Annotated in this window: 17 protein-coding genes and 1 rRNA gene; 11 read left to right on the top strand and 7 right to left on the bottom strand. The window is 58.5% G+C overall.

Annotated elements, in window-relative coordinates; translation table 11 throughout:
* The first annotated feature begins 37 nt into the window (after positions 1-37).
* Together IE123_RS00090 and IE123_RS00085 are read left to right on the top strand one after the other, a co-directional pair.
* Positions 38-784 carry a glucose 1-dehydrogenase gene (locus IE123_RS00090; protein ID WP_189513812.1) on the top strand — a complete coding sequence of 249 codons (747 nt, stop codon included), beginning with the start codon at positions 38-40 and terminating at the stop codon, positions 782-784.
* A gap of 2 nt (positions 785-786) precedes the next feature.
* Positions 787-1,218, top strand: coding sequence for a DNA polymerase III subunit chi (locus IE123_RS00085; RefSeq protein ID WP_189513809.1), 432 nt, complete (start codon positions 787-789; stop codon positions 1,216-1,218).
* A gap of 96 nt (positions 1,219-1,314) precedes the next feature.
* Here IE123_RS00085 and IE123_RS00080 read toward each other — a convergent pair whose 3' ends face one another.
* A complete protein-coding gene (locus tag IE123_RS00080; RefSeq protein ID WP_229819476.1) occupies positions 1,315-2,973 on the bottom strand; it encodes a methyl-accepting chemotaxis protein in 1,659 nt (552 codons plus the stop codon).
* 245 nt (positions 2,974-3,218) lie between these two features.
* Here IE123_RS00080 and IE123_RS00075 point away from each other — a divergent pair, with 245 nt between their 5' ends.
* The 3 genes from IE123_RS00075 (at position 3,219) to IE123_RS00065 (ending at position 7,711) form a co-directional block, all read left to right on the top strand.
* Complete coding sequence (locus tag IE123_RS00075) at positions 3,219-6,062, top strand: valine--tRNA ligase (RefSeq protein WP_189513807.1); 2,844 nt, start codon at positions 3,219-3,221, stop codon at positions 6,060-6,062.
* A gap of 179 nt (positions 6,063-6,241) precedes the next feature.
* Complete coding sequence (locus IE123_RS00070) at positions 6,242-6,970, top strand: phosphatase PAP2 family protein (RefSeq protein ID WP_189513797.1); 729 nt, start codon at positions 6,242-6,244, stop codon at positions 6,968-6,970.
* Positions 6,971-7,003: 33 nt separating this feature from the next.
* Positions 7,004-7,711 (top strand): phosphatase PAP2 family protein, encoded by a 708-nt coding sequence (locus tag IE123_RS00065; RefSeq protein WP_189513794.1) that lies wholly within the window; start codon positions 7,004-7,006, stop codon positions 7,709-7,711.
* 80 nt (positions 7,712-7,791) lie between these two features.
* On the opposite strand, the gene gloA is transcribed toward IE123_RS00065, so the two are convergent.
* Complete coding sequence (gene gloA, locus IE123_RS00060; RefSeq protein WP_189513791.1) at positions 7,792-8,235, bottom strand: lactoylglutathione lyase; 444 nt, start codon at positions 8,233-8,235, stop codon at positions 7,792-7,794.
* A gap of 164 nt (positions 8,236-8,399) precedes the next feature.
* Here gloA and IE123_RS00055 point away from each other — a divergent pair, with 164 nt between their 5' ends.
* Positions 8,400-8,801, top strand: coding sequence for a DoxX family protein (locus tag IE123_RS00055; protein ID WP_189513788.1), 402 nt, complete (start codon positions 8,400-8,402; stop codon positions 8,799-8,801).
* An 18-nt stretch (positions 8,802-8,819) separates the two neighbouring features.
* Here IE123_RS00055 and IE123_RS00050 read toward each other — a convergent pair whose 3' ends face one another.
* Positions 8,820-9,512: a uracil-DNA glycosylase family protein gene (locus IE123_RS00050; RefSeq protein ID WP_189513785.1), complete on the bottom strand. Its 693-nt coding sequence runs from the start codon at positions 9,510-9,512 to the stop codon at positions 8,820-8,822.
* A gap of 128 nt (positions 9,513-9,640) precedes the next feature.
* Between IE123_RS00050 and IE123_RS00045 the strand changes: the two genes are divergently transcribed.
* Together IE123_RS00045 and IE123_RS00040 are read left to right on the top strand one after the other, a co-directional pair.
* Positions 9,641-10,699 (top strand): metal-dependent hydrolase, encoded by a 1,059-nt coding sequence (locus IE123_RS00045; RefSeq protein ID WP_189513782.1) that lies wholly within the window; start codon positions 9,641-9,643, stop codon positions 10,697-10,699.
* Positions 10,700-10,763: 64 nt separating this feature from the next.
* Positions 10,764-11,681, top strand: a complete 918-nt coding sequence (locus IE123_RS00040) for a LysR family transcriptional regulator (protein ID WP_189513779.1) — start codon at positions 10,764-10,766, stop codon at positions 11,679-11,681.
* A 5-nt stretch (positions 11,682-11,686) separates the two neighbouring features.
* On the opposite strand, the gene IE123_RS00035 is transcribed toward IE123_RS00040, so the two are convergent.
* Both IE123_RS00035 and IE123_RS00030 read right to left on the bottom strand, forming a co-directional pair.
* Positions 11,687-13,393, bottom strand: a complete 1,707-nt coding sequence (locus tag IE123_RS00035; RefSeq protein ID WP_189513777.1) for an ATP-binding protein — start codon at positions 13,391-13,393, stop codon at positions 11,687-11,689.
* A 73-nt stretch (positions 13,394-13,466) separates the two neighbouring features.
* Positions 13,467-14,180 carry a winged helix-turn-helix domain-containing protein gene (locus tag IE123_RS00030; protein WP_308430173.1) on the bottom strand — a complete coding sequence of 238 codons (714 nt, stop codon included), beginning with the start codon at positions 14,178-14,180 and terminating at the stop codon, positions 13,467-13,469.
* Positions 14,181-14,749: 569 nt separating this feature from the next.
* Here IE123_RS00030 and IE123_RS00025 point away from each other — a divergent pair.
* From IE123_RS00025 to IE123_RS00015, 3 genes are all read left to right on the top strand, one after another.
* Positions 14,750-17,650, top strand: a complete 2,901-nt coding sequence (locus tag IE123_RS00025; protein WP_189513774.1) for a ribonucleoside-diphosphate reductase subunit alpha — start codon at positions 14,750-14,752, stop codon at positions 17,648-17,650.
* 93 nt (positions 17,651-17,743) lie between these two features.
* Positions 17,744-18,853, top strand: coding sequence for a ribonucleotide-diphosphate reductase subunit beta (locus IE123_RS00020; RefSeq protein ID WP_189513771.1), 1,110 nt, complete (start codon positions 17,744-17,746; stop codon positions 18,851-18,853).
* Positions 18,854-19,045: 192 nt separating this feature from the next.
* Positions 19,046-19,258: a YMGG-like glycine zipper-containing protein gene (locus IE123_RS00015; protein WP_229819474.1), complete on the top strand. Its 213-nt coding sequence runs from the start codon at positions 19,046-19,048 to the stop codon at positions 19,256-19,258.
* Positions 19,259-19,347: 89 nt separating this feature from the next.
* On the opposite strand, the gene IE123_RS00010 is transcribed toward IE123_RS00015, so the two are convergent.
* Both IE123_RS00010 and rrf read right to left on the bottom strand, forming a co-directional pair.
* The gene (locus IE123_RS00010) at positions 19,348-19,599 is read right to left on the bottom strand and encodes a hypothetical protein (RefSeq protein WP_189513768.1); all 252 of its coding nucleotides are present in this window, start codon (positions 19,597-19,599) and stop codon (positions 19,348-19,350) included.
* 335 nt (positions 19,600-19,934) lie between these two features.
* Positions 19,935-20,050 (bottom strand): 5S ribosomal RNA (gene rrf / locus IE123_RS00005).
* Positions 20,051-20,200 lie beyond the last annotated feature (150 nt).

The following is a 20,200-nucleotide window of genomic DNA, read 5'->3' as shown; positions in this document are numbered from 1 at the left end:
CTCGAAGCAGACCTTCGACGGGCAAAGGAGAGATTCGATGAGCAACGTCATGATCGTAACCGGCGGCAGCCGCGGTATCGGTGCCGCCACGGCCCGCCTGGCCGCCGCCCGCGGCTATCAGGTCGCCGTCAACTACGTCAGCAATCGTGAGGCCGCCGACCAGGTCGTCAACGACATTACGGCCAGCGGTGGCCGCGCACTGGCCGTGCAGGCCGACATGGCCGTGGAAGCCGATATCGTCGCCCTTTTCGAAACGGTCGATCGCGAGCTGGGCCCGGTGGACGTGCTGGTCAACAATGCCGGTGTGATCGATCAGATTTCGCGCGTGGAGGACATGAGCTTTGAGCGTGTGGATCGCATGATGCGCATCAACGTCACCGGCCCCTTCATGTGCGCGCGCGAGGCCATTAAGCGCATGTCGACCCGTCACGGCGGCAAGGGCGGCGCCATCATCAATATCTCCTCAGCGGCGGCCCATCGCGGCGGCTCGGGTGAATACGTGGACTATGCCGCCTCCAAGGGCGCAATTGATACCTTTACCGAAGGTCTTGCCAAGGAGCTCGCCGGGGAAGGCATTCGGGTCAACGGTGTGCGCCCGGGCGTGGTCAACACCGAGATTCATGCCAGCGGCGGCAACCCGGACAAGCCGGAGAAATCCAGCAAGAGCATTCCCATGGGACGTGCCGGCAATGCTGACGAGATTGCCAACGGCATCCTGTGGCTGGCCAGTGACGAGGCATCGTTTACCACCGGGGCGCGCCTGGACATCGACGGCGGCGTCTGAGCATGACCCGTATCGATTTCTACGTGCTCACGGCCACGACCCTTGAGGCCCGGTTCGACTTCGCCTGCCGGCTGGCCGAGACCATCTATCGCAAGGGTTACCGGCTGCATGTGCATCTGGAAGATGAGGCCATGGCGCACGAATTTGACGAGCGTCTATGGGTCTTTCGCCAGGACGCCTTCGTGCCGCATGTGCTGATGAATGATCAGCGCTTGCCGCCAGCGCCGGTCACGCTGGGCTGGGAAGCGCCGCCCGAACCGGGCATCGAGGCGCTTTTGAACCTTAACGCTGCCATTCCAGCCTGGTTTTCCCGCTTTGAACGCGTCGCCGAGATCATCAATCAGCATCAGGAGGTGCTCAGCGCCAAGCGCGAATGCTGGCAGACCTATAAAAGCCGCGGCTATGAGGTCAAGGCACACCACATCAACAGCTGATCGTGAGACATGCCACCGCACGAAAAAGGGGGCTGGCAGATGCCGGTGCCGGCCCCCTTTTATTTGCCTTTTCCAGATGCCTTTTCTGGCAGTGCTTCAGTGCTGTTGTTCCACCTTGAAGCGGCGGGTAAATTCACGCAGCTCCTGCGCGCGCCCTTCAAGCTCACCGGCCGCGGCGGCAGTCTGCTCTACCAGGGCAGCATTGTGCTGGGTGGACTGATCCATCTGGCTCACCGCCTGATTGATCTGTTCGATACCACTGCTCTGCTCACGAGCGCCGGCCGCGATTTCACCCAGCAGATCATTCATGCGCTGAATACGCGCATCCACATCTCCCATGCGCTCACTGGCCGACTGCACCCGCTGGGCGCCCTCGCCTACCTGCTGTCCGGATCTGTCGATCAATGCCTTGATATCCTGCGCCGCCGTGGCAGAGCGATTGGCCAGCTGGCGGACTTCACCGGCGACCACGGCAAAACCGCGCCCTTCCTCACCGGCGCGGGCGGCCTCAACCGAAGCGTTAAGCGCCAGCAGATTGGTCTGAAAGGCGATGCTGTCGATCAGCGAAACGATATCGGCAATCTTCGTCGAGCCTTCGGTAATGGCGGCCATTGACTGGACGGCCTCATCGATGGCCTGCTGGCCTTCACGCGAGGTATCGCGTGCCTGCTGGGCCAACTGACGTGCCTGATCGGCGCTTTCGGCACTCTGGCGTACGCTGGCCGTCATCTGCTCCATGCTTGATGAGGTTTCTTCAAGCGCGGCGGCCTGCTGTTCGGTGCGCGAGGAAAGCTCCTGATTGCCCGAGGCGATTTCACCGGCGCCCTGATCCACCGACAGGGTCGTGGTCTGAATGGCACGAACCGAATCTGCCAGCGCATCACGCATGCTGCGAATGTTCGCCAGCAGGCTGGTGCGGTCTCCCTCACGCAGTACCACGGGGGCGGTCAGATCACCGTCGGCAATCTGTCGGACCACACCTGCGGCGTAGGCAGGCTCACCGCCCAGACGACGCAGGACACGCTGCATGCCCCACCAGAACATGGCAGTGAGCAGTGCACCGGCGACCAGTACCACCAGGGCAGATTCCATCAGGTTTTCCAGCACAGTGGCATTGACGTCGCCCATGAACACACCGCTGGCCAGATAGATATCCCAGGGCTGGTATTGGGAGACAAATGCCTTGACGCGAGGCTGCGCCTCCGAGCCGCGGGCAAAGTTGGACCGGTATTCGGTAAAGCCCTGCCCGTGGGCCCGGCCCTCATTGATCAGATCCTGAAACAGCAGCCGCCCTGCCGGGTCGGTGACCTGAGAGACGTCCTGTCCATAGGGTCTTTTGGGATGGGCCATGATCTGCAGATTGCCGTTGACGACGTAGACATAGTTGTCGCCCCCATCAAAGCGCAGGTCACGAATCTCGTCGAACGCCTGCTGCCGGGCCGCGCCTTCTGTCAGCTCGCCGCGCTCGACCCGACTCTGGTAGTGCTGTACCAGGCTTTGTGCCATGTCCACCGCACTGGTGAGTCGCGCCTCACGCTCTTCGTACATGACGCCACGGCTTTGCCAGGCATTGATCATGAGCATGCCTACCAGAATCAGCCACATGATGGCGATGCCGGCCACCATCTGACGGCGCAGGGTCATACCCTGCTGCTGGCCTGTTTCTTCTGTCAGCGTGTGACCAGCCCCTGAAGCACCGGCATGTTTTCGAAATCCCGAGAAAAGGTTTGAGCGTGGCGTTCCTGTTACCTGCATGTCTGCATACTCATTTGAATACCTGCCAAAAAAGAAGCGATCTCACCGGTCCCATCCAGCATTCCATGCTTTTTAGACTTTAGTATTAACCGGTCGCACTCTATCGGCGTCGACCCACAATTCTTTAGCCGAGCCATGCCATGACGGCAGCCCCCCGGCAGCGCTATAATTGGCGCCATTTTTCGCAGACTCGCGCGTACGCTGGATCAGCGCGAGTACTTCATAGCTTCAAACCGAGCCGGTCCATGGAAAAAACCTATCAGCCTGAATCGATTGAACGCGCCTGGTATCAGCACTGGGAATCCAAAGGCTATTTTGCGCCCTCCGGTCAGGGCACGCCCTACGCCATCATGATCCCACCGCCCAATGTGACCGGCAGCCTTCACATGGGTCACGCCTTCCAGGACACGCTGATGGATACCCTGGTCCGCTATCGGCGCATGCAGGGTCACAACACGCTGTGGCAGATCGGTACCGACCACGCCGGCATTGCCACCCAGATGCTGGTCGAGCGCAAGCTGCAGCACGAGACCGGCCAGTCGCGCCACGACCTGGGCCGCGAAGCGTTCATCGACAAGGTGTGGGAGTGGAAAAACGAGTCCGGCGGTCACATCACCCGCCAGCTGCGGCGTATGGGCACCAGCGTTGACTGGAGCCGAGAGCGTTTCACCATGGATGACGGTTTCTCCAATGCCGTGCGCGAAGCCTTTGTGCGTCTGCATGACGAGGGCCTGATCTATCGTGGCAAGCGGCTGGTCAACTGGGATCCGACGCTGGGCACCGCGATCTCGGATCTGGAAGTGGAAAACCGTGATCAACAGGGGCAGTTCTGGCATTTTCGCTATCCGCTGGCCGATGGTGTGACCACCGATGAAGGTCTCGATCACCTGGTGGTAGCCACCACGCGCCCCGAGACACTGCTGGGCGACACCTGCGTGGCGGTCAACCCCGCTGATGAGCGCTATGCCTCTCTGATCGGCAAATACATTACGCTGCCGCTGGTGGGCCGACGTATTCCGGTGATTGCCGATGAGCACGCCGATATGGACAAGGGCTCGGGCTGTGTGAAGATCACCCCGGCGCATGACTTCAATGACTATGGCGTCGGCCGGCGTCATGACAGCGCCCTGATCAACGTTTTCACCCAGCAAGCCTTCATTCGGGATGCGGCCGAAGTCTTCAATATGGACGGCAGCCCGCGCGATGATATCGACACTGCCCTGCCAAAGGCCTATCAGGGGCTGCCCCGCTTCGAAGCACGCGAGCGTATCGTGGCCGATATGGACGCGCAGGGACTTCTGGAGAAGGTCGAAACCATCACCAACACCCTGCCCTATGGCGACCGCTCTGGTGATGTCATCGAGCCGCTGTTGACGGATCAGTGGTTCGTGGCGGTGGAAACGCTGGCAAAGCCTGCCATCAAGGCAGTGGAAAATGGCGATATCCGCTTCGTGCCCAAAAGCTACGAGAACATGTACTTCTCGTGGATGCGCGATCTGCAGGACTGGTGCATTTCCCGCCAGCTCTGGTGGGGCCATCGCATTCCGGCCTGGTATGACGAGAACGGAAAGTTCTATGTGGCGCGCAGCGAGGAAGAGGCGCGTGAAAAGTACGCGCTTTCTCCCGATACGATCCTGACCCAGGACGATGATGTGCTGGACACCTGGTTCAGCTCCGGGCTCTGGACCTTCGGCACGCTGGGCTGGCCCGAAAAGACGCCGGAACTCGAGACCTTCCACCCGACCAATACGCTGGTCACCGGTTTCGACATCATCTTCTTCTGGGTCGCCCGGATGATCATGATGACGCTGAAGTTCACCGGTCAGGTGCCCTTCAGGACGGTCTATGTCCACGGGCTGGTGCGCGATAGCCAGGGCCAGAAGATGTCCAAGTCCAAGGGCAACGTGCTCGACCCGATCGATCTGATCGACGGCATCGACTTGGACACGCTGCTGGAAAAGCGCACCGGCGCCATGATGCAGCCGCAGAAGGCGAAGGCGATTGCCAAGGCCACGCGGGCGGAATTTCCCGAGGGCATCGAGTCCAACGGCACCGACGCGCTGCGCTATACCTTCCTGTCGCTGGCCAGCACCGGACGGGACGTCAAGTTCGATTCCGGACGTCTGGAAGGCTATCGCAACTTCTGCAACAAGCTCTGGAACGCCGCGCGTTACGTGCTGATGAACACCGAAGGCGAGGACTGTGGACCTGACGGTCAGGTCGTACTGTCACTGGCGGATCGCTGGATCGTTTCGCGCCTTCAGCAGGTCGAGACCCAGGTCACCAGGGCACTGGATGAATACCGGTTCGACCACGCCTCCCAGGCGCTTTATGACTTTGTCTGGAACGAGTACTGCGACTGGTATCTGGAACTGTCCAAGCCGGTACTGTGGGACAGCGAGGCTACGCCTGAAGCGCGCCGTGGCACACGCCGTACGCTGGTCCGCGTGCTTGAAGTGATTCTGCGGCTGGCCCATCCGATGATGCCGTTCATCACCGAGGAAATCTGGCAGAAGGTGTCACTGCTGGCCGGTGTGGATATCGAGCAACAGGGCAGTTCCATCATGGTCCAGCCCTGGCCGCAGGCGGATGAGACGCGCATCGATGAGGCTGCCATTGCCGATATCGAGTGGGTCAAGGCCGTAATCATCGCCATTCGCAACATCCGCGCCGAGCTCAACATCGCCCCGGGCAAGCCGCTGGAAGTCCTGCTGACCCACGGTGAGGACGCCGACCGCCAGCGCCTTGAAGACAATGCCCTGTTTTTGAGCAAGCTGGCACGGCTGGAAAGCGTACGTTTTGTGACCCCTGACGAGGTGCCGGTCTCCAGCGTTCAGCGTGTCGGCACGCTGGAAGTACGCGTTCCCATGGCTGGTCATATCGACCGCGATGCCGAGCTTGCCCGCATCGATCGCGATATCGAAAAGCAGGACAAGCTGATCAATGGCGTCGAGAAAAAGCTCGCCAATGAAAGCTTCATGGACAAGGCGCCGGCAGCCGTAGTCGACAAGGAGCGCGGCAAGCTCGAAGAGGCCCGCGCCAATCGCGATACGCTCATGGCGCAGCGCCGTACCATCGAAACCCTGTAACACCACTTTTACAGACGCTGTTCTTTTACAGCAGGCCTTCGGGTCTGCTGTTTTTGTGTCTGCCTGCCCCTCCTCGAAGCAATAGCCTCGAGCTTGCAACGCGATTACGTCCCACGGCTTTTTATTAAAAGAACATTAAATTACAATGAACACTGTTTTATAACCTGACCGTGCCTGTCATGAACCTTCACCGAATTCTTTTTTATAACCTGCTGGGCGTGGCGCTGGTCACCACCTGGTGGCTGCCCCAGTTTCTGGTCTGGTCGTCCGTGGATGACGCCATCTTCTGGTTTTTCAACCAGTTCATCACGGCCGACTATCCGACCTGGACCGAGATCCTGGCGGCGTTGAATACACGTGCCTTTGACAAGGCAATGTTCGTGCTGCTGGTGGTCATGCTCTATATCGCCATGAAGCGCGACCCCCAGGGCAGCTGGCTCAAGTGGGGCGCTATCGGGGTCGTAATGACCATCACGGCCCTGATCCTTCAGGACATCATCCATAACGTCATGACCTACAAGCACGCCAGCCCGACCGCGATGCTGGATGACGTCAATCGACTGTCCGCGCTGACCACGCTGCCGGCCAAGGACAGTGCCTCCAGCAGTTTTCCCAGTGACCACGGGCTGATGGCCATGATCTTTGCCGCCTTCATGTGGCGCTTTGCCGATCGTCTGATGGCAGGGCTTGCCACGGCACTGGTGGTGATCGTCTGTGCGCCTCGCATCATGGTGGGTGCCCACTGGGTCAGCGATGTATCTGTCGGTGCATTGTCCATTGCCCTGATCGCCCTGCCCTGGGTGCTGTGTACGCCACTGGTCTCGGGTGCCGTTCATGGCGTCATGCGTCTTTTAAAAAAGCTTGCCATACGCCCGGGCCGTCATCGCCGGGAAATTCATCACGATTAACCAGAGGGTCGGGTTATTTCAGGAAGGGGTGTCATGCATCTAAAACGTATCATCTACTGCAATCTGGCGGGGCTTGCCCTGTTCGGAAGCTGGCTGTGGCTTTCCGTCTGGTCACTGCTTGATGACAATATCTTCTGGTTTTTCAATCAGTTCATTACCAGCGAACATCCTGTATGGATCAATTTTCTGGCTGTGGTTAACACCCGCTATTTCGATGCGGCATCCTTTTTCGTACTGCTGGCCATCTTTGGCTGGGCCATCTCGCTGGATAACCGTCCGGGCCGCTTCTGGCGCTGGCTGGGCGTGGGTCTGACGATGCTGGTCGTGGCCGGGCTGCTGGCTCTGGCGACCAACAAGATGTCCTATGGCCATCCAAGCCCCACGCTCAGCTTTGACAACGTCAATTTTCTGACCGATGTGGTGTCATTTGATACCAAGGATGCCGACAAGAACAGCTTTCCCGGTGATCACGGATTGATGCTGATGGTCTTTACGGCCTTCATGCTGCGCTTTGGTGACCGTCGCCCGGCCATTGCAAGTGCCATCATGATTGCAGTGCTCAGCGCGCCACGTGTCATGGTCGGCGCGCATTGGCTGCAGGATGTCTATATGGGGTCACTCGCCATTGCACTGGTGGTGCTGCCCTGGGTGCTCTGCACACCCATTGCACCGCGCTGTGTGGAGGGCATGGAACGCATGGCCGAGCGCTTTCATCTGCCCGGCGCTCGCAGTACGCGCTAAGCGACGACCAGCACAGCGTTCCAACGCAACAGGGGGCACCCGATTGGGTGCCCCCTGTCATGTCCGGATACTGACAATCCTTACCAGCTGCCGGTATTTTCCATCGACGCCCAGGGTTCCTGTTCGGATTTCGGGTCACCCTTTTGCAGCAGTTCGATGGAGATGCCGTCGGGCGACTTGACGAACGCCATGTGCCCATCGCGCGGCGGGCGGTTGATGGTCACACCATTGTCCATCAGGTGCTGGCAGGTGGCGTAGATGTCATCGACACGATAGGCCAGATGACCGAAGTTACGGGCACCGGTGGTCAGCTCTTCCGGATCCCAGTTCCAGGTCAGTTCCAGCTCCGGCGCCTGCTGCTCGCTGGAGGACGTCTCATCGTCATTGGCTGCCAGAAAGATCAGGGTAAAACGTCCCTTTTCACTTTCCTTGCGGCGCACTTCCTTCATGCCCAGCAGATCACAGTAAAAATGCAGGGACTGATCGATGTCCGTGATACGGACCATGGTATGTAAGTATTGCACGATAGACTCCTTGGGATCGCATGGCGTGCGCTGTTGGGCGCGCATGAAACATTGACTGCACAACCGACGAACGTGCGCAATCTGGTGAACACTTAAAAACAATGGCACTGTAATGCTGGCTAACAAGGGGTTTTTCAAGTCAGCTCTGACATACGGGAAACATCATGTCGTTTTTTAGCAATGAACATCTGGGCAAGCTGATCCTTCGACTGGCGCTGGGCGTTCCCCTGCTGCTGCATGGCATTGCCAAGATTGGCGAAACCGGCGTGCTGGATGCCATTGCAGAACGTCTGAGCAGCTGGAGCCTGCCCTCGCCGCTGGCCTTTGGTGTCTTTGCCGGCGAGCTGCTCGCGCCGCTGATGATTCTTGCCGGCTGGCGTTGTCGCATCGGTGGCGCGCTCGCCGCCATCAACATGCTGTTTGCCATTGTCCTGATGCGCCTGGGGGCGGTCTGGGCGCTGAGCGATACCGGGGGCTGGCGCATCGAGACCGAAATCCTGATGCTGGGTGCTGCACTGGCCCTGGTATTTTGTGGCAGCGGGCGCATGGCCATTCGCCCCGACTAGCCCGCAGACACTTGATGGTTAAAGCATCAGGTTGTCAGGGCGGACATCAAGCTGTTCAAGACGCTGCGCCAGCAGCCCGGGGAATCGGCCATACCAGGTCTGATTCAGCGGCGATGGGTGAGGCAGCGGATAGAGCGTGAACGTCTGCGACTGACCCTGGTCATCCTCCAGCGTCACATCAATGCTGCTTTCAAAACGATCCTCCTGCTTCCAGAACGCTTCGAGACGATCACGCTCTGCCTTTGGCCGATCAATGCCAAACCATAAAAAGGCTTCACGCCCCAGGGTAATCAGTGAGCGCCCCTCCCAGCGCGAGATCAAAAGCTCATTCATCAGGCCATGAAAGTGGCGCTTGACCTTCATCGACCATGCCTTGTTGCCTACCGGCTTGTAAGGCACCGTGTTGATCCAGAAAAAATGCTCGCCCACAGCACGCGAGGCCTCGAAATCCGGCATCTTCTCGCCATAGAGATGCTCATGCAGCGCCTTTCTGACCAGCTGTCCGCCGGCACCGATAAAGGGTTCGCCGTGTCTGACCTCATCACGGCCGGGATCGCGGCCGAAAAAACCAATCCGTAGATTACGCCGCCCCAGCCCAATAATGGGGTCGAGCGGATCACGCTCAAAACGCTTGTAGACTTCGACATCGATGCCGTCGGTCTCGGCCGCCAGCGCTCTGAAGGCTTCCTGCTGCCGCTGGGTCAGGGACATGTTCACGACTCCTTGTTACTCTTTGATCATCCGGCCCCGTGCCGGCCGTACCGGTATCGGCTCTGAACAAGCATAGCTGCCATGACCCGATGCGATATCTCTCAAGAGACAGGAGTGACACGACAGCGATGGACTCACTGACACAGGCCTGTCTCGGCGGGGTGCTGGGCGGTGCCGTACTGGGCCGACGACTGGGCCGCAAGTCGATTCTGCTGGGGGCCGCGGCTGCCACGCTGCCGGATCTGGACAGTTTCATCGATTATGGCAACGCGGTGGCCGACTACACCTACCATCGCAGTGTGACGCATTCGGTGTTTGTCCTGTCGGCGCTGGCGGGGCTACTGACCCTTGCCTGCACACGTCTGCCAACAACCAGAGCGATACCCACCCCTTTATGGTTCTGGTTCTGGTGGCTATGTCTGGTCACGCACCCGATTCTGGACGCCTTCACCGCCTACGGCACCCAGCTGCTCTGGCCCATCGCCTCACCGCCGGTGGCCTGGAAAACCATCTTCATCATCGACCCGCTCTATACTCTCCCCATGCTGCTGGCCATTGTCGTAGCGCTGATCAGGGGGGCACATGGACGGGCCGCGGGTATCGGTCTGACCATCTCGACGGTGTATCTGGGTTTTTCCGTTGCCGCCAAGGCCATGGTGCTGGCACAGGTCCATCCGGTGCTTGTCCAGCGCGGACTCGATGATCGTCCGGTCATGGTACAGCCCACGCCGCTGAACACACTGGTCTGGCGTGTCACCGTGATGGATGATAACCGTCAGCTGGAAGCGCTGGTCAGTCTGTTCGATGACCGCGACAAGCTTGCCCTTGATAGTTTCAGTCGCCCCATGGACGCCCATGACATGCTTGTCGATAGCTGGGCAGGCCAGCGTCTGGGCTGGTTTGCAGCGCCTTTCTGGCGCAGTGAGACGCGCGATGGCACCCTGGTGGTGACCGATCTGCGCATGGGGCAACCCGGCGTCTATTCCTTTGCCTTTGTCACCGGTGAGCGCGATGATGACGGCCAGTGGCATCCCGTGACGCCTCGGGCAGCCGACACGGCCCGGCCTGATACCAGTCTGTTGCCGGCATTGTTTAAACGCATTACGCAACCTGATGCACTGTGTCCCTCGGACTTTGGCGATCACGACCGGCTCCTGCCGGAATCCGAATGTCGTTCACGGGGGTGACAAACCTGCAGCCCCCATCCTTAGATGATTCATTATTCAGACAAGCCATGAGAGAGACGCTTTAATGATCGAGTTCCGGCACCTGCGCACCCTGTTGGCGCTGCGCGATACCGGGTCGCTGGTCGAGGCCGCCGAGCGCGTGCATCTGACCCAGTCGGCGCTGTCCCACCAGCTCAAGGATCTGGAAGAGCGCCTGGGTTGCCCGCTTTTTTTGCGCAAGACGCGGCCGGTGCAGTTCACGCGCGCCGGTCAGCGCCTTCTGGGACTGGCCGAACAGGTACTGCCGCAGATTCGCAACGCCGAGCGCGATATCGCGCGCATGGCGGGCGGTGAACAGGGCCGCCTGCACATGGCCATCGAATGTCACAGCTGCTTTCAGTGGCTCATGCCCACCATCGATCACTTTCGTGATCACTGGCCCGAGGTGGAAGTGGATATCCCGGCCGGCCAGCATTTTGACCCGCTGCCGGCGCTGGCGCGCGAACAGCTGGATCTGGTCATCACGGCGGATCCGCAGCCCTTGCCGCGCATTCACTATGAGCCGCTTTTTCGCTACGAAAGTCTGCTGGCCGTGGCGCGACAGCACGCGTTGGCCGACAAGCGTTATGTGACGCCGAATGATCTGGTGGATCAGATCCTGATTACCTATCCGGTCGAACATTCCAAGCTGGATATCTTTAGCCGGTTTCTGGAACCTGCCGGCGTGCATCCACGCGAGACCCGCACGGCCGAGCTGACCATGATGATGATGCAGCTGGTGGCGAGTGAGCGTGGGGTGTGCGCGCTGCCCAACTGGGCGCTGACCGAATATCTGGAAAGAGACTATGTAAGAGCCTGTTCACTGGGCAGTGAAGGCGTGTGGGGAACGCTCTATGCCGCCGTCAGACTGGATCAGATGAATCAGGTCTGGATGAGCGATTTTTTGCGTACGGCACGCGAGACGTCATTTTCCGTACTCAATGGTATTCGCCCGGCCGGCTGAAGCGCTCAGACGTACTCTTCAACCACTTCGTAATGACGCGGCAGGGAGAGAATGAACTGGGCCCCGCCAAGCTCGGGGGCGGTATCCACCGTAATGCGTCCGTGGTGCCACTGAACGATACGTGCCACGATCGCCAGCCCCAGTCCGTAACCCCCTATACCGGGCTGATGCCGGGTACGGCTGTCGTCGAGGCGGGCAAAGGGCTTGAAGATACGTTCACGATCCTCGGGAGGAACGCCTGCGCCATCATCCTCGACACTGAGATACACCAGCCGCTCATCACCCAGCAGGCGAACATGGACCCGGCTACTGGCATGGGTACAGGCGTTGGACACCAGATTCTGCAGCGCACGCTGCAGATAGCGTGCATCGGCATGCACGTTAAGGTCCTGACCACCGGTAACCTCGAGCGTCAGCTGCGGGTGCAACGGCGTCAGCGTTTCGACGACGCGGTCGGCAATCTCGCGAACTTCAAGACTGACCGGCTCCAGCGGCAAAAGGCCATCGGTGGCGCTGTCCAGACGTGCGTAGGTCAGGATTTCGTCAATAAGCCGATCAATGGACTCGATGTCGTCATCCACGCCTTTCAGCAATCGCCTGATACCTGGCGATTCGCTCATGTCATCGACCATCTGCAGTGCAAAGCGCACTCGCGCCACGGGCGTTCGAAACTCATGCGATACCGCGCGCATCAGATCCTGCTGTGAAGAGAGCACCGCCTGTACCTGGTCGGCCATGGTGTTGAAGGCCAGTCCCAGTTGCGTGAGGTACTCTCCTTCCTGAATGGTGACACGCGCGTTGTAGTCACCGGCCGTAAAGCTTGCCGTGGTCTGCTCAAGCCGGGTCAGGCGCTTCTCCACGCTGCGCATGATGAAATAGATGGCCGTGCCCAGCATGGTCAGCATCAGGGCCATGACCATGGCAATGGTCAGGATGGGCAGCGACTCGAAGGGTGACAGCGGACCGACCATGATCCAGCGGCCGCCCGAGAACTGAGCGTAGAAACCAAGGCTTGAACGTTCGGCGACCACATTGATCACGACATGACCGGCATTGAGCTGGGTCAGCTGACTATTGGACAGCCCCGGGGGGGTACCACTGCCCATGCCCATGGGCAGTGAGATACGGCTGCGCAGCTCCTGAAAGCGTGTCTCACGCTCCTCATCCGGTGAGAGCTCCAGCCACTGGCGCAGCAGGGAAACCAGCTGCAGGGGCTGCTGTTCGGAAAGTCCGGTGAAGTGTGCCACCAGAATGGAATCATCTTCTCCGGGCAGGCGCTGATAGAGTTGCCAGCCGATTTCGCCCTGGGCCTGACGAGCAAGCACGTCGCCCCGCGACAGACGACGGCGGTCCATGAAGCCGAGCATCAGCGTTTCGGAATCCGACAGCGCCAGGCGAATGCCCAGCTCGTCCTCATAGGCACTCAGCCAGGCATCGCGGGAGCCTTCCGGCTGGCTGGCGACCAGTGAGGTCAGCAGTGCCATCGGTCCACTGGCCAGACGCTGACGATAGTGATCTTCACGCCAGTCATCGATCAGCCATGACGCGACAAGCCCCGTCCAGAAAATGGCCAGAAGCGAGAAGAACAGGGTCAGATAAAGACGGCGAAAACCACCGTGAGCGGACAGCGGGCGGTGAGGCGGCGGGGACAGGCCATCCGCTCCGTTTGAGCGGGTGTGCCATGAGGTCAGAGAAGGGAATCTTGACGGCATCGTCTATCCTTTATACATGTTTCTTCACGATAGACGAGGCCGCCTTCATGCAACGAGGTCAGTTACCGCTGAATCAGACCTCTCGAACGAACAGATATCCCTTGCTGCGTACGGTCTTGATACGCTGCGGCTGATGCGGATCATCGCCGATCTTGGGTCGGATGCGTGAAACACGCACATCGATCGAGCGGTCCTGACCATCGTAACGAATACCGCGCAGCGCCGAGAATATCTCTTCACGCGTCAGTACTCGACCGGCATGTGAGGCCAGCAGCCAGAGCAGATCGAACTCGGCACTGGTCAGATCAATACGCTCACCGTTGAGCCATGCTTCCCTGGTCGATGAATCCACCACCAGATCGCGGAATTCAAGGCGGGTTTCTTCCTGTTCGGTGTTTTCCGAACCGTCAGCGCGGCGCAGCAGTGCACGCATGCGCGCCAGCAGTACGCGCGGTGGTACCGGCTTGGGCACGTAATCATCAGCACCCATTTCAAGCCCCAGTACCTGATCCATGTCATCAGTACGGGCTGTCAGCATCAAAATGGGCCCGGGATACTGGTGGCGTACGCGGCGACAGATTGACAGGCCGTCTTCTCCCGGCAGCATCAGGTCAAGAATGACCAGATCCGGGCGCAGGGACAGGATACGCTCAACGCCGTTGGCACCATCATGTTCAACACTGACCCTGAAACCGTTGCCTTCAAGATACTCACGCGTCAACGCGGCCAGTCGTTCATCATCTTCGATGATAAGAATGTGTTCGTTGGCGGTTGTAATGTTATCCAAGGCTTGTCCGTCCGATCATTGATAAAGAAGCTTTCGTGCCGTTGCCGGTGACTGCGCGAGCAGCGCCCGGGCATGCGGCAGGCAGACAGCAATAAGAATGTGACCTTCAAATGTAACGGTCGTTCAACTTTGGGGCCATTGTGCCACTGTTACACGAACGTGCCCATATAGCAGAACGTATTTGCATACGATTCTCATCGTCAGGATCTGATCGGCATGAATCTGATTTGGCCTACCCTCCCTCGAACTGAAATATTCGCGACAAAATACCACGGGCTTCGCAGATTTTTTCATGTAACTACAAATACCCCAGTCATTACAGGGCCTTCAGAGAAATAAACACAACTTGTCCACAGAATAGGCAACCTTTTCGTGTTGAGACGTTTTCCCAGACACACTATATTGTGCCTACTTTTTGAGAAGGCACACCATGTAGTGTTTTGAAGCAAAAGCGCCTGGTGACTGTCAATACCCTTCGATCCAATTTTTTGGCCCTGTTGCTGCCTGCTTTTACTTTCGTAAATGACAGGCACGGCATGGTTTTGACCTTACGGCAGGAAGGTAACGTTATGGAAACCTCGCATACCGAGCGTGATACTTCATCAGCATTTGATGATGCTCATACACGCTCGACCGATCAGCAGCTGCGCGTCATCAAGCGTACCGGTGATACCGCCACCTTTGATGCAAGCAAGGTCTCCGTAGCCATGAGCAAGGCCTTTCTTGCCGTGGAAGGTGACAATGCTGCTGGCTCTTCTCGCATTCGCGAGCAGGTAGAACAGCTGACACAGTCCATCATGGACACCTTTACCCGCCGCATGCCCGAAGGTGGCACCCTGCATATCGAAGATATTCAGGATCAGGTAGAGCTGGCCCTGATGCGCTCGGGCGAGCACAAGGTGGCACGCGCCTATGTGCTGTACCGCGAAGAACATGCACGTGCCCGCGCCGCTCAGCACCAGGGTATTGAAAAGCCCCACCCCACCATTAATGTGACCCAGCCCGACGGCAGCCGACGCCCGCTTGATCTGGCACGCATCGAGACACTGGTTAATGAGGCGTGTGCCGGCCTTGAAAACGTTGAGGCCCGTCGCATCGTTGATGAATCACTGCGCAATCTCTATGACGGGGTAACGCCTGAAGGTGTCGCTACGGCACTGATGATGACCGCGCGCATGCTGGTCGAGAAGGAACCCAACTACACCTTCGTCACTGCACGCCTTTTGCAGGACAACCTGCGTCGTGAAGCCCTGTCCTTCCTTGAGGTGACCGAGGAAGCGACCTTCAGCGACATGGCATCGCTCTACAAGCCAGCGTTCAAGAACTACATTGCCCGCGGCATCGAGTTCGAACAGCTTGATCCAACCCTGGCCGACTTTGACCTAGAGCGTCTGGGCGATGCCCTAAACCATGAGCGTGACAACCAGTTCACTTATCTGGGCCTGCAGACGCTCTACGACCGTTACTTCCTGCACCGCAACGGTGTTCGCTACGAACTGCCGCAGGTCATGTTCATGCGCGTGGCCATGGGTCTGTCGCTCAATGAGCAGGATCGTGAGGCACGCGCCATCGAATTCTACGAACTACTGTCGAGCTTCGATTACATGACATCGACGCCGACACTGTTCAATGCCGGTACCATCCGCAGCCAGCTGTCCTCCTGCTATCTGACCACCGTGCCGGATAACCTGGAAGGCATCTATGGCGCCATCCGCGACAACGCCATGCTCTCCAAGTGGGCCGGCGGTCTGGGCAATGACTGGACACCGGTACGCGCGCTGGGCTCCTATATCAAGGGGACCAACGGCAAGTCGCAGGGTGTTGTGCCCTTTTTGAAAGTCGTTAACGACACGGCTGTGGCGGTCAACCAGGGCGGCAAGCGCAAGGGTGCTGTCTGCTCGTACCTGGAAACCTGGCACATGGATGTCGAGGAGTTCCTCGAGCTTCGCAAGAACACCGGTGACGACCGCCGCCGTACGCATGACATGAACACGGCCAACTGGGTACCGGATCTGTTCATGAAGCGTGTCAGCGAAGAAAAGGAGTGGACACTCTTCTCGCCGGCCACCTGCCCTGACCTGCACGATCTTTATGGCGCGGCATTCGAGAAGCGTTATGAAGAATACGAAGCCATGACGCAGACCGGTGAAATCACGCTGTTCAAGCGTGTACAGGCCAAGGATCTGTGGCGCAAGATGCTGTCGATGCTGTTTGAAACAGGCCACCCCTGGATCACCTTCAAGGATCCTTGCAACCTGCGCAGCCCACAGCGTCATGCCGGTGTCGTGCACTCCTCCAACCTGTGCACCGAGATCACACTCAATACCAGCGTTGACGAAATTGCCGTGTGCAATCTGGGCTCGATCAACCTGGCTGCTCACGTGATCAACGGCCAGTTGGACAATGAAAAGCTCAAGCGTTCGGTCAGGACTGCCGTACGCATGCTCGATAACGTCATCGACATCAACTACTACGCCGTACCGCAGGCCAAACGCTCGAACTTCCGTCATCGTCCGGTCGGTCTGGGCCTGATGGGCTTTCAGGACGCGCTTTACAAGCATGGCATTGCCTACGCTTCCGATGCGGCCGTGACCTTTGCCGATCACTCCATGGAGCTGATCAGCTATCACGCCATTGAAGCCTCCAGCGATCTGGCGGCGGAGCGCGGCCACTATGAATCCTATGAGGGTTCACTCTGGAGCCAGGGTGTACTGCCCATCGACTCCATTCGTGACCTGCAGCGTGAGCGTGGCGAACAGTACCTGCAGATGGATACTTCCACCACGCAGGACTGGGACCGCATTCGCAACAAGGTCCGCAGCCAGGGCATGCGTAACTCCAACGTCATGGCGATTGCACCGACAGCCACCATTTCCAATATCTGTGGCGTCACGCAGTCGATCGAGCCGACGTACCAGAACCTGTATGTGAAGTCGAACCTGTCGGGCGAGTTCACCGTGGTCAACTCGCACATGGTGCATGCGCTCAAGGAGCGTGGGCTCTGGGACGAGGTGATGATCAATGACCTCAAGTACTACGACGGCTCACTGCAACCAATCGACCGTATTCCGGAAGATCTCAAGCAGCGCTATGCCACGGCATTTGAAATTGAACCGCGCTGGATCGTCGAAGCTGCTTCACGTCGTCAGAAGTGGATCGATCAGGCGCAGTCGCTGAACCTTTATATCAGCGGTGTTTCCGGTCGCAAGCTGGATACCACCTATCGCATGGCATGGCAGCTGGGTCTGAAGACCACCTACTACCTCCGTGCCCAGGCATCCACGCGCCTTGAGAAATCAACACTCAAGGGCACCGATGGCAAGCTGACCGGGGTCAAGCCCAACGCACCGGCGCCACAGCCGAGCGCGGCACCGGCACCGCAGGCCTCACAGACGCCTGAGCAGCCGCTGGGTTCGGCACCGCCGCTGGCCTGCTCACTGGACGATCCGGACTGCGAAGCCTGCCAGTAAAACGTTTTTCCGGCGCTCGTGACGGGCGCCGGTGTTCCATTTTCAAGGCCATCCTCGCCGTTTGAAGGCACAGGGACGGCAAGGGAGAGACACATGCAAGACACAACACTGTTTTCCGGCAATGAGGAAGATCAGGTCGATAACACCGGTCTGGGCGAGATTCAGGTAGGTGCTCAGCGTATTGATGCCAGCCAGAAGGCGATGATTAATGCACAATCCGATGTCAACCAGCTGCTGCCGCTGAAGTACAGCTGGGCGTGGGAAAAGTATCTGGCAGGCTGCAACAACCACTGGATGCCGACCGAAGTCTCCATGCAGGGTGATATCGCCACATGGCGCGCTCCGGTCAATAGCCCCGAAGGATTGACCGAAGACGAAGTTCTGATGCTCAAGCGCAACCTCGGCTTCTTTGCCACCGCCGAGTCGCTGGTCGCCAACAACATCGTTTTAGCGGTCTATCGCAACATCACCAATCCGGAATGCCGTCAGTATCTGTTGCGTCAGGCCTTTGAAGAAGCCATTCATACTCATACCTTCCAGTATATCTGTACGTCACTGGGGCTGGATGAGGGTGAGCTTTTCAACATGTACCGTGAAATCCCCTCAATCACGGACAAGGACGCCTGGGCGCTCAAGTACACACAGGCGCTTGAAGACCCGAGCTTCACTACCGGCACCATTGAGCGTGACAAGGCATTCCTGCGTGCGCTGGTCGCCTTCTACGTCGTCTTTGAAGGCATGTGGTTCTATACCGGTTTTGCCCAGATCCTGTCGCTGGGTCGTCGCAACAAGATGGTCGGTATTGCCGAGCAGTATCAGTACATCCTGCGTGACGAATCAATCCATCTGAATTTCGGTATCGACTGCATCAATCAGATCAAGATCGAAAATCCTCATCTCTGGGACGAGGCATTCCAGCAGGAAGTTCGCGGCATGCTGATGGAAGCCTACGAGCTTGAAGTCGCCTATGGCCGTGAGACCATGCCCCGCGGGATTCTGGGTCTCAATGCCGAGCTAACCGAGCAGTACATGCGCTTCATTGCCAATCGTCGTAGTGAACAGATTGGCCTGGGTCTGCTGTTTGATGATGTGGAAAACCCCTTCCCCTGGATGTCGGAACTGATCGACCTGCCCAAGGAGAAGAATTTCTTCGAAACACGTGTCACCGAGTATCAGACAGGCGGCGCGCTGACCTGGGATTGAGTCAAAAGCCATTCAGGCCCTGACTTGCAAAAGGGGCCGAAAACGATATGCAAGCTGAACGGCCCTGCTCTTTGCAGGGCTTTTTTATGTCCATCCTTAAAACGGCCCTTACTAAAGGTCCAGTATCAACAGGAATGGCCGATAATAAGGCGACTACGCTATCTTTCACTCAAGGCTTGAGAGGAGACACACATGCACAAGGGCATCATGACAATGGCGGCCATAGCTGCCCTGGCGTTTCTGACCGCCTGCAGCAGTCCTACAGGGCGTAGCGCAGCTCAGGGTGCCGGTATCGGCGGTGCCACGGGCGCAGCTGCTGGCGCCATTACGGGTGGTAGCGCAGGTAAAGGCGCCCTGATCGGCGGCGCTGCCGGTGCAGCTGTAGGCGCAGCCAGCGCCCAGTAACGGCTAGGACGGTAGTGCCATAGCAAAAAAGCCTCCTGACAATAGTCAGGAGGCTTTTTCACTTCCCTACCCTACTTTATCGGGATAGATCAGTTGCTGTGCTCGTCAGCGCTGTCGCTGATGGAGTCACCTGCGTCTTCCATGGCTTCGCCAGTAGAATGCGCTGCATCGCTGGTAGCATCGCCTACGGAATCAGCCGTATCGCGTGTAGTGTCTCCAGCATTGTCGGCTGCATTGTCAATCTGTGCACCGGTCTCTTCTGCAGGACCATCATCATTGTCACAACCGGCTACAGCAAACGTCATCATTGCGGCCAGCAAAATACCCAGTGTCTTTTTCATCGTCAGCTCTCCCTTGCCTACTGTATTCAGTACATCAACGATATGCCCAAAACCTTGAGCGCTTACCCATCCATTGTGGTGCAAAAACAGACGTAATACCAAATCTCTTTGCTCAGGAAGGGATTGATTTCCCCACACAATATAATTGATTGGTATCGATCGGGAGATGATGGCGCTGGTTGACGCCCTGCAGGCAATGGGGGATGAGCGTCGGGCCTGAGGCCCCTGCCCGGCGGTCACGTCAGTGACCGCCGGGCGGGCCGGGCTGCGCCGCCGCTGTCGATGGCGCACATAAAGGAACCCCGGTCCTTTTGGGACCGGGGTTCGGAAGGGGTGCCTGACGATGACCTACTCTCGCATGGGGAGACCCCACACTACCATCGGCGCGGAACCGTTTCACTGCCGAGTTCGGGATGGGATCGGGTGGGACCGGTACGCTATGGTCGTCAGGCAATTCTGCAGACCGGCTGCCCGTGGGCAGCGGGTCAAAAACGGGATCATGCTGATCGATACGTCTCTCGTATCCGGCGTCGTGTGACGCGAACCACTTGGGTGTTATATGGTCAAGCCTCACGGGCAATTAGTACGCGTCAGCTCAATG

Origin of the sequence: Kushneria pakistanensis (assembly GCF_014652795.1) — a bacterium.
GTDB lineage: Bacteria > Pseudomonadota > Gammaproteobacteria > Pseudomonadales > Halomonadaceae > Kushneria > Kushneria pakistanensis.
Note: the sequence above shows the minus strand (reverse complement) of the source record. Positions and strands in the feature narration are given on the sequence as shown.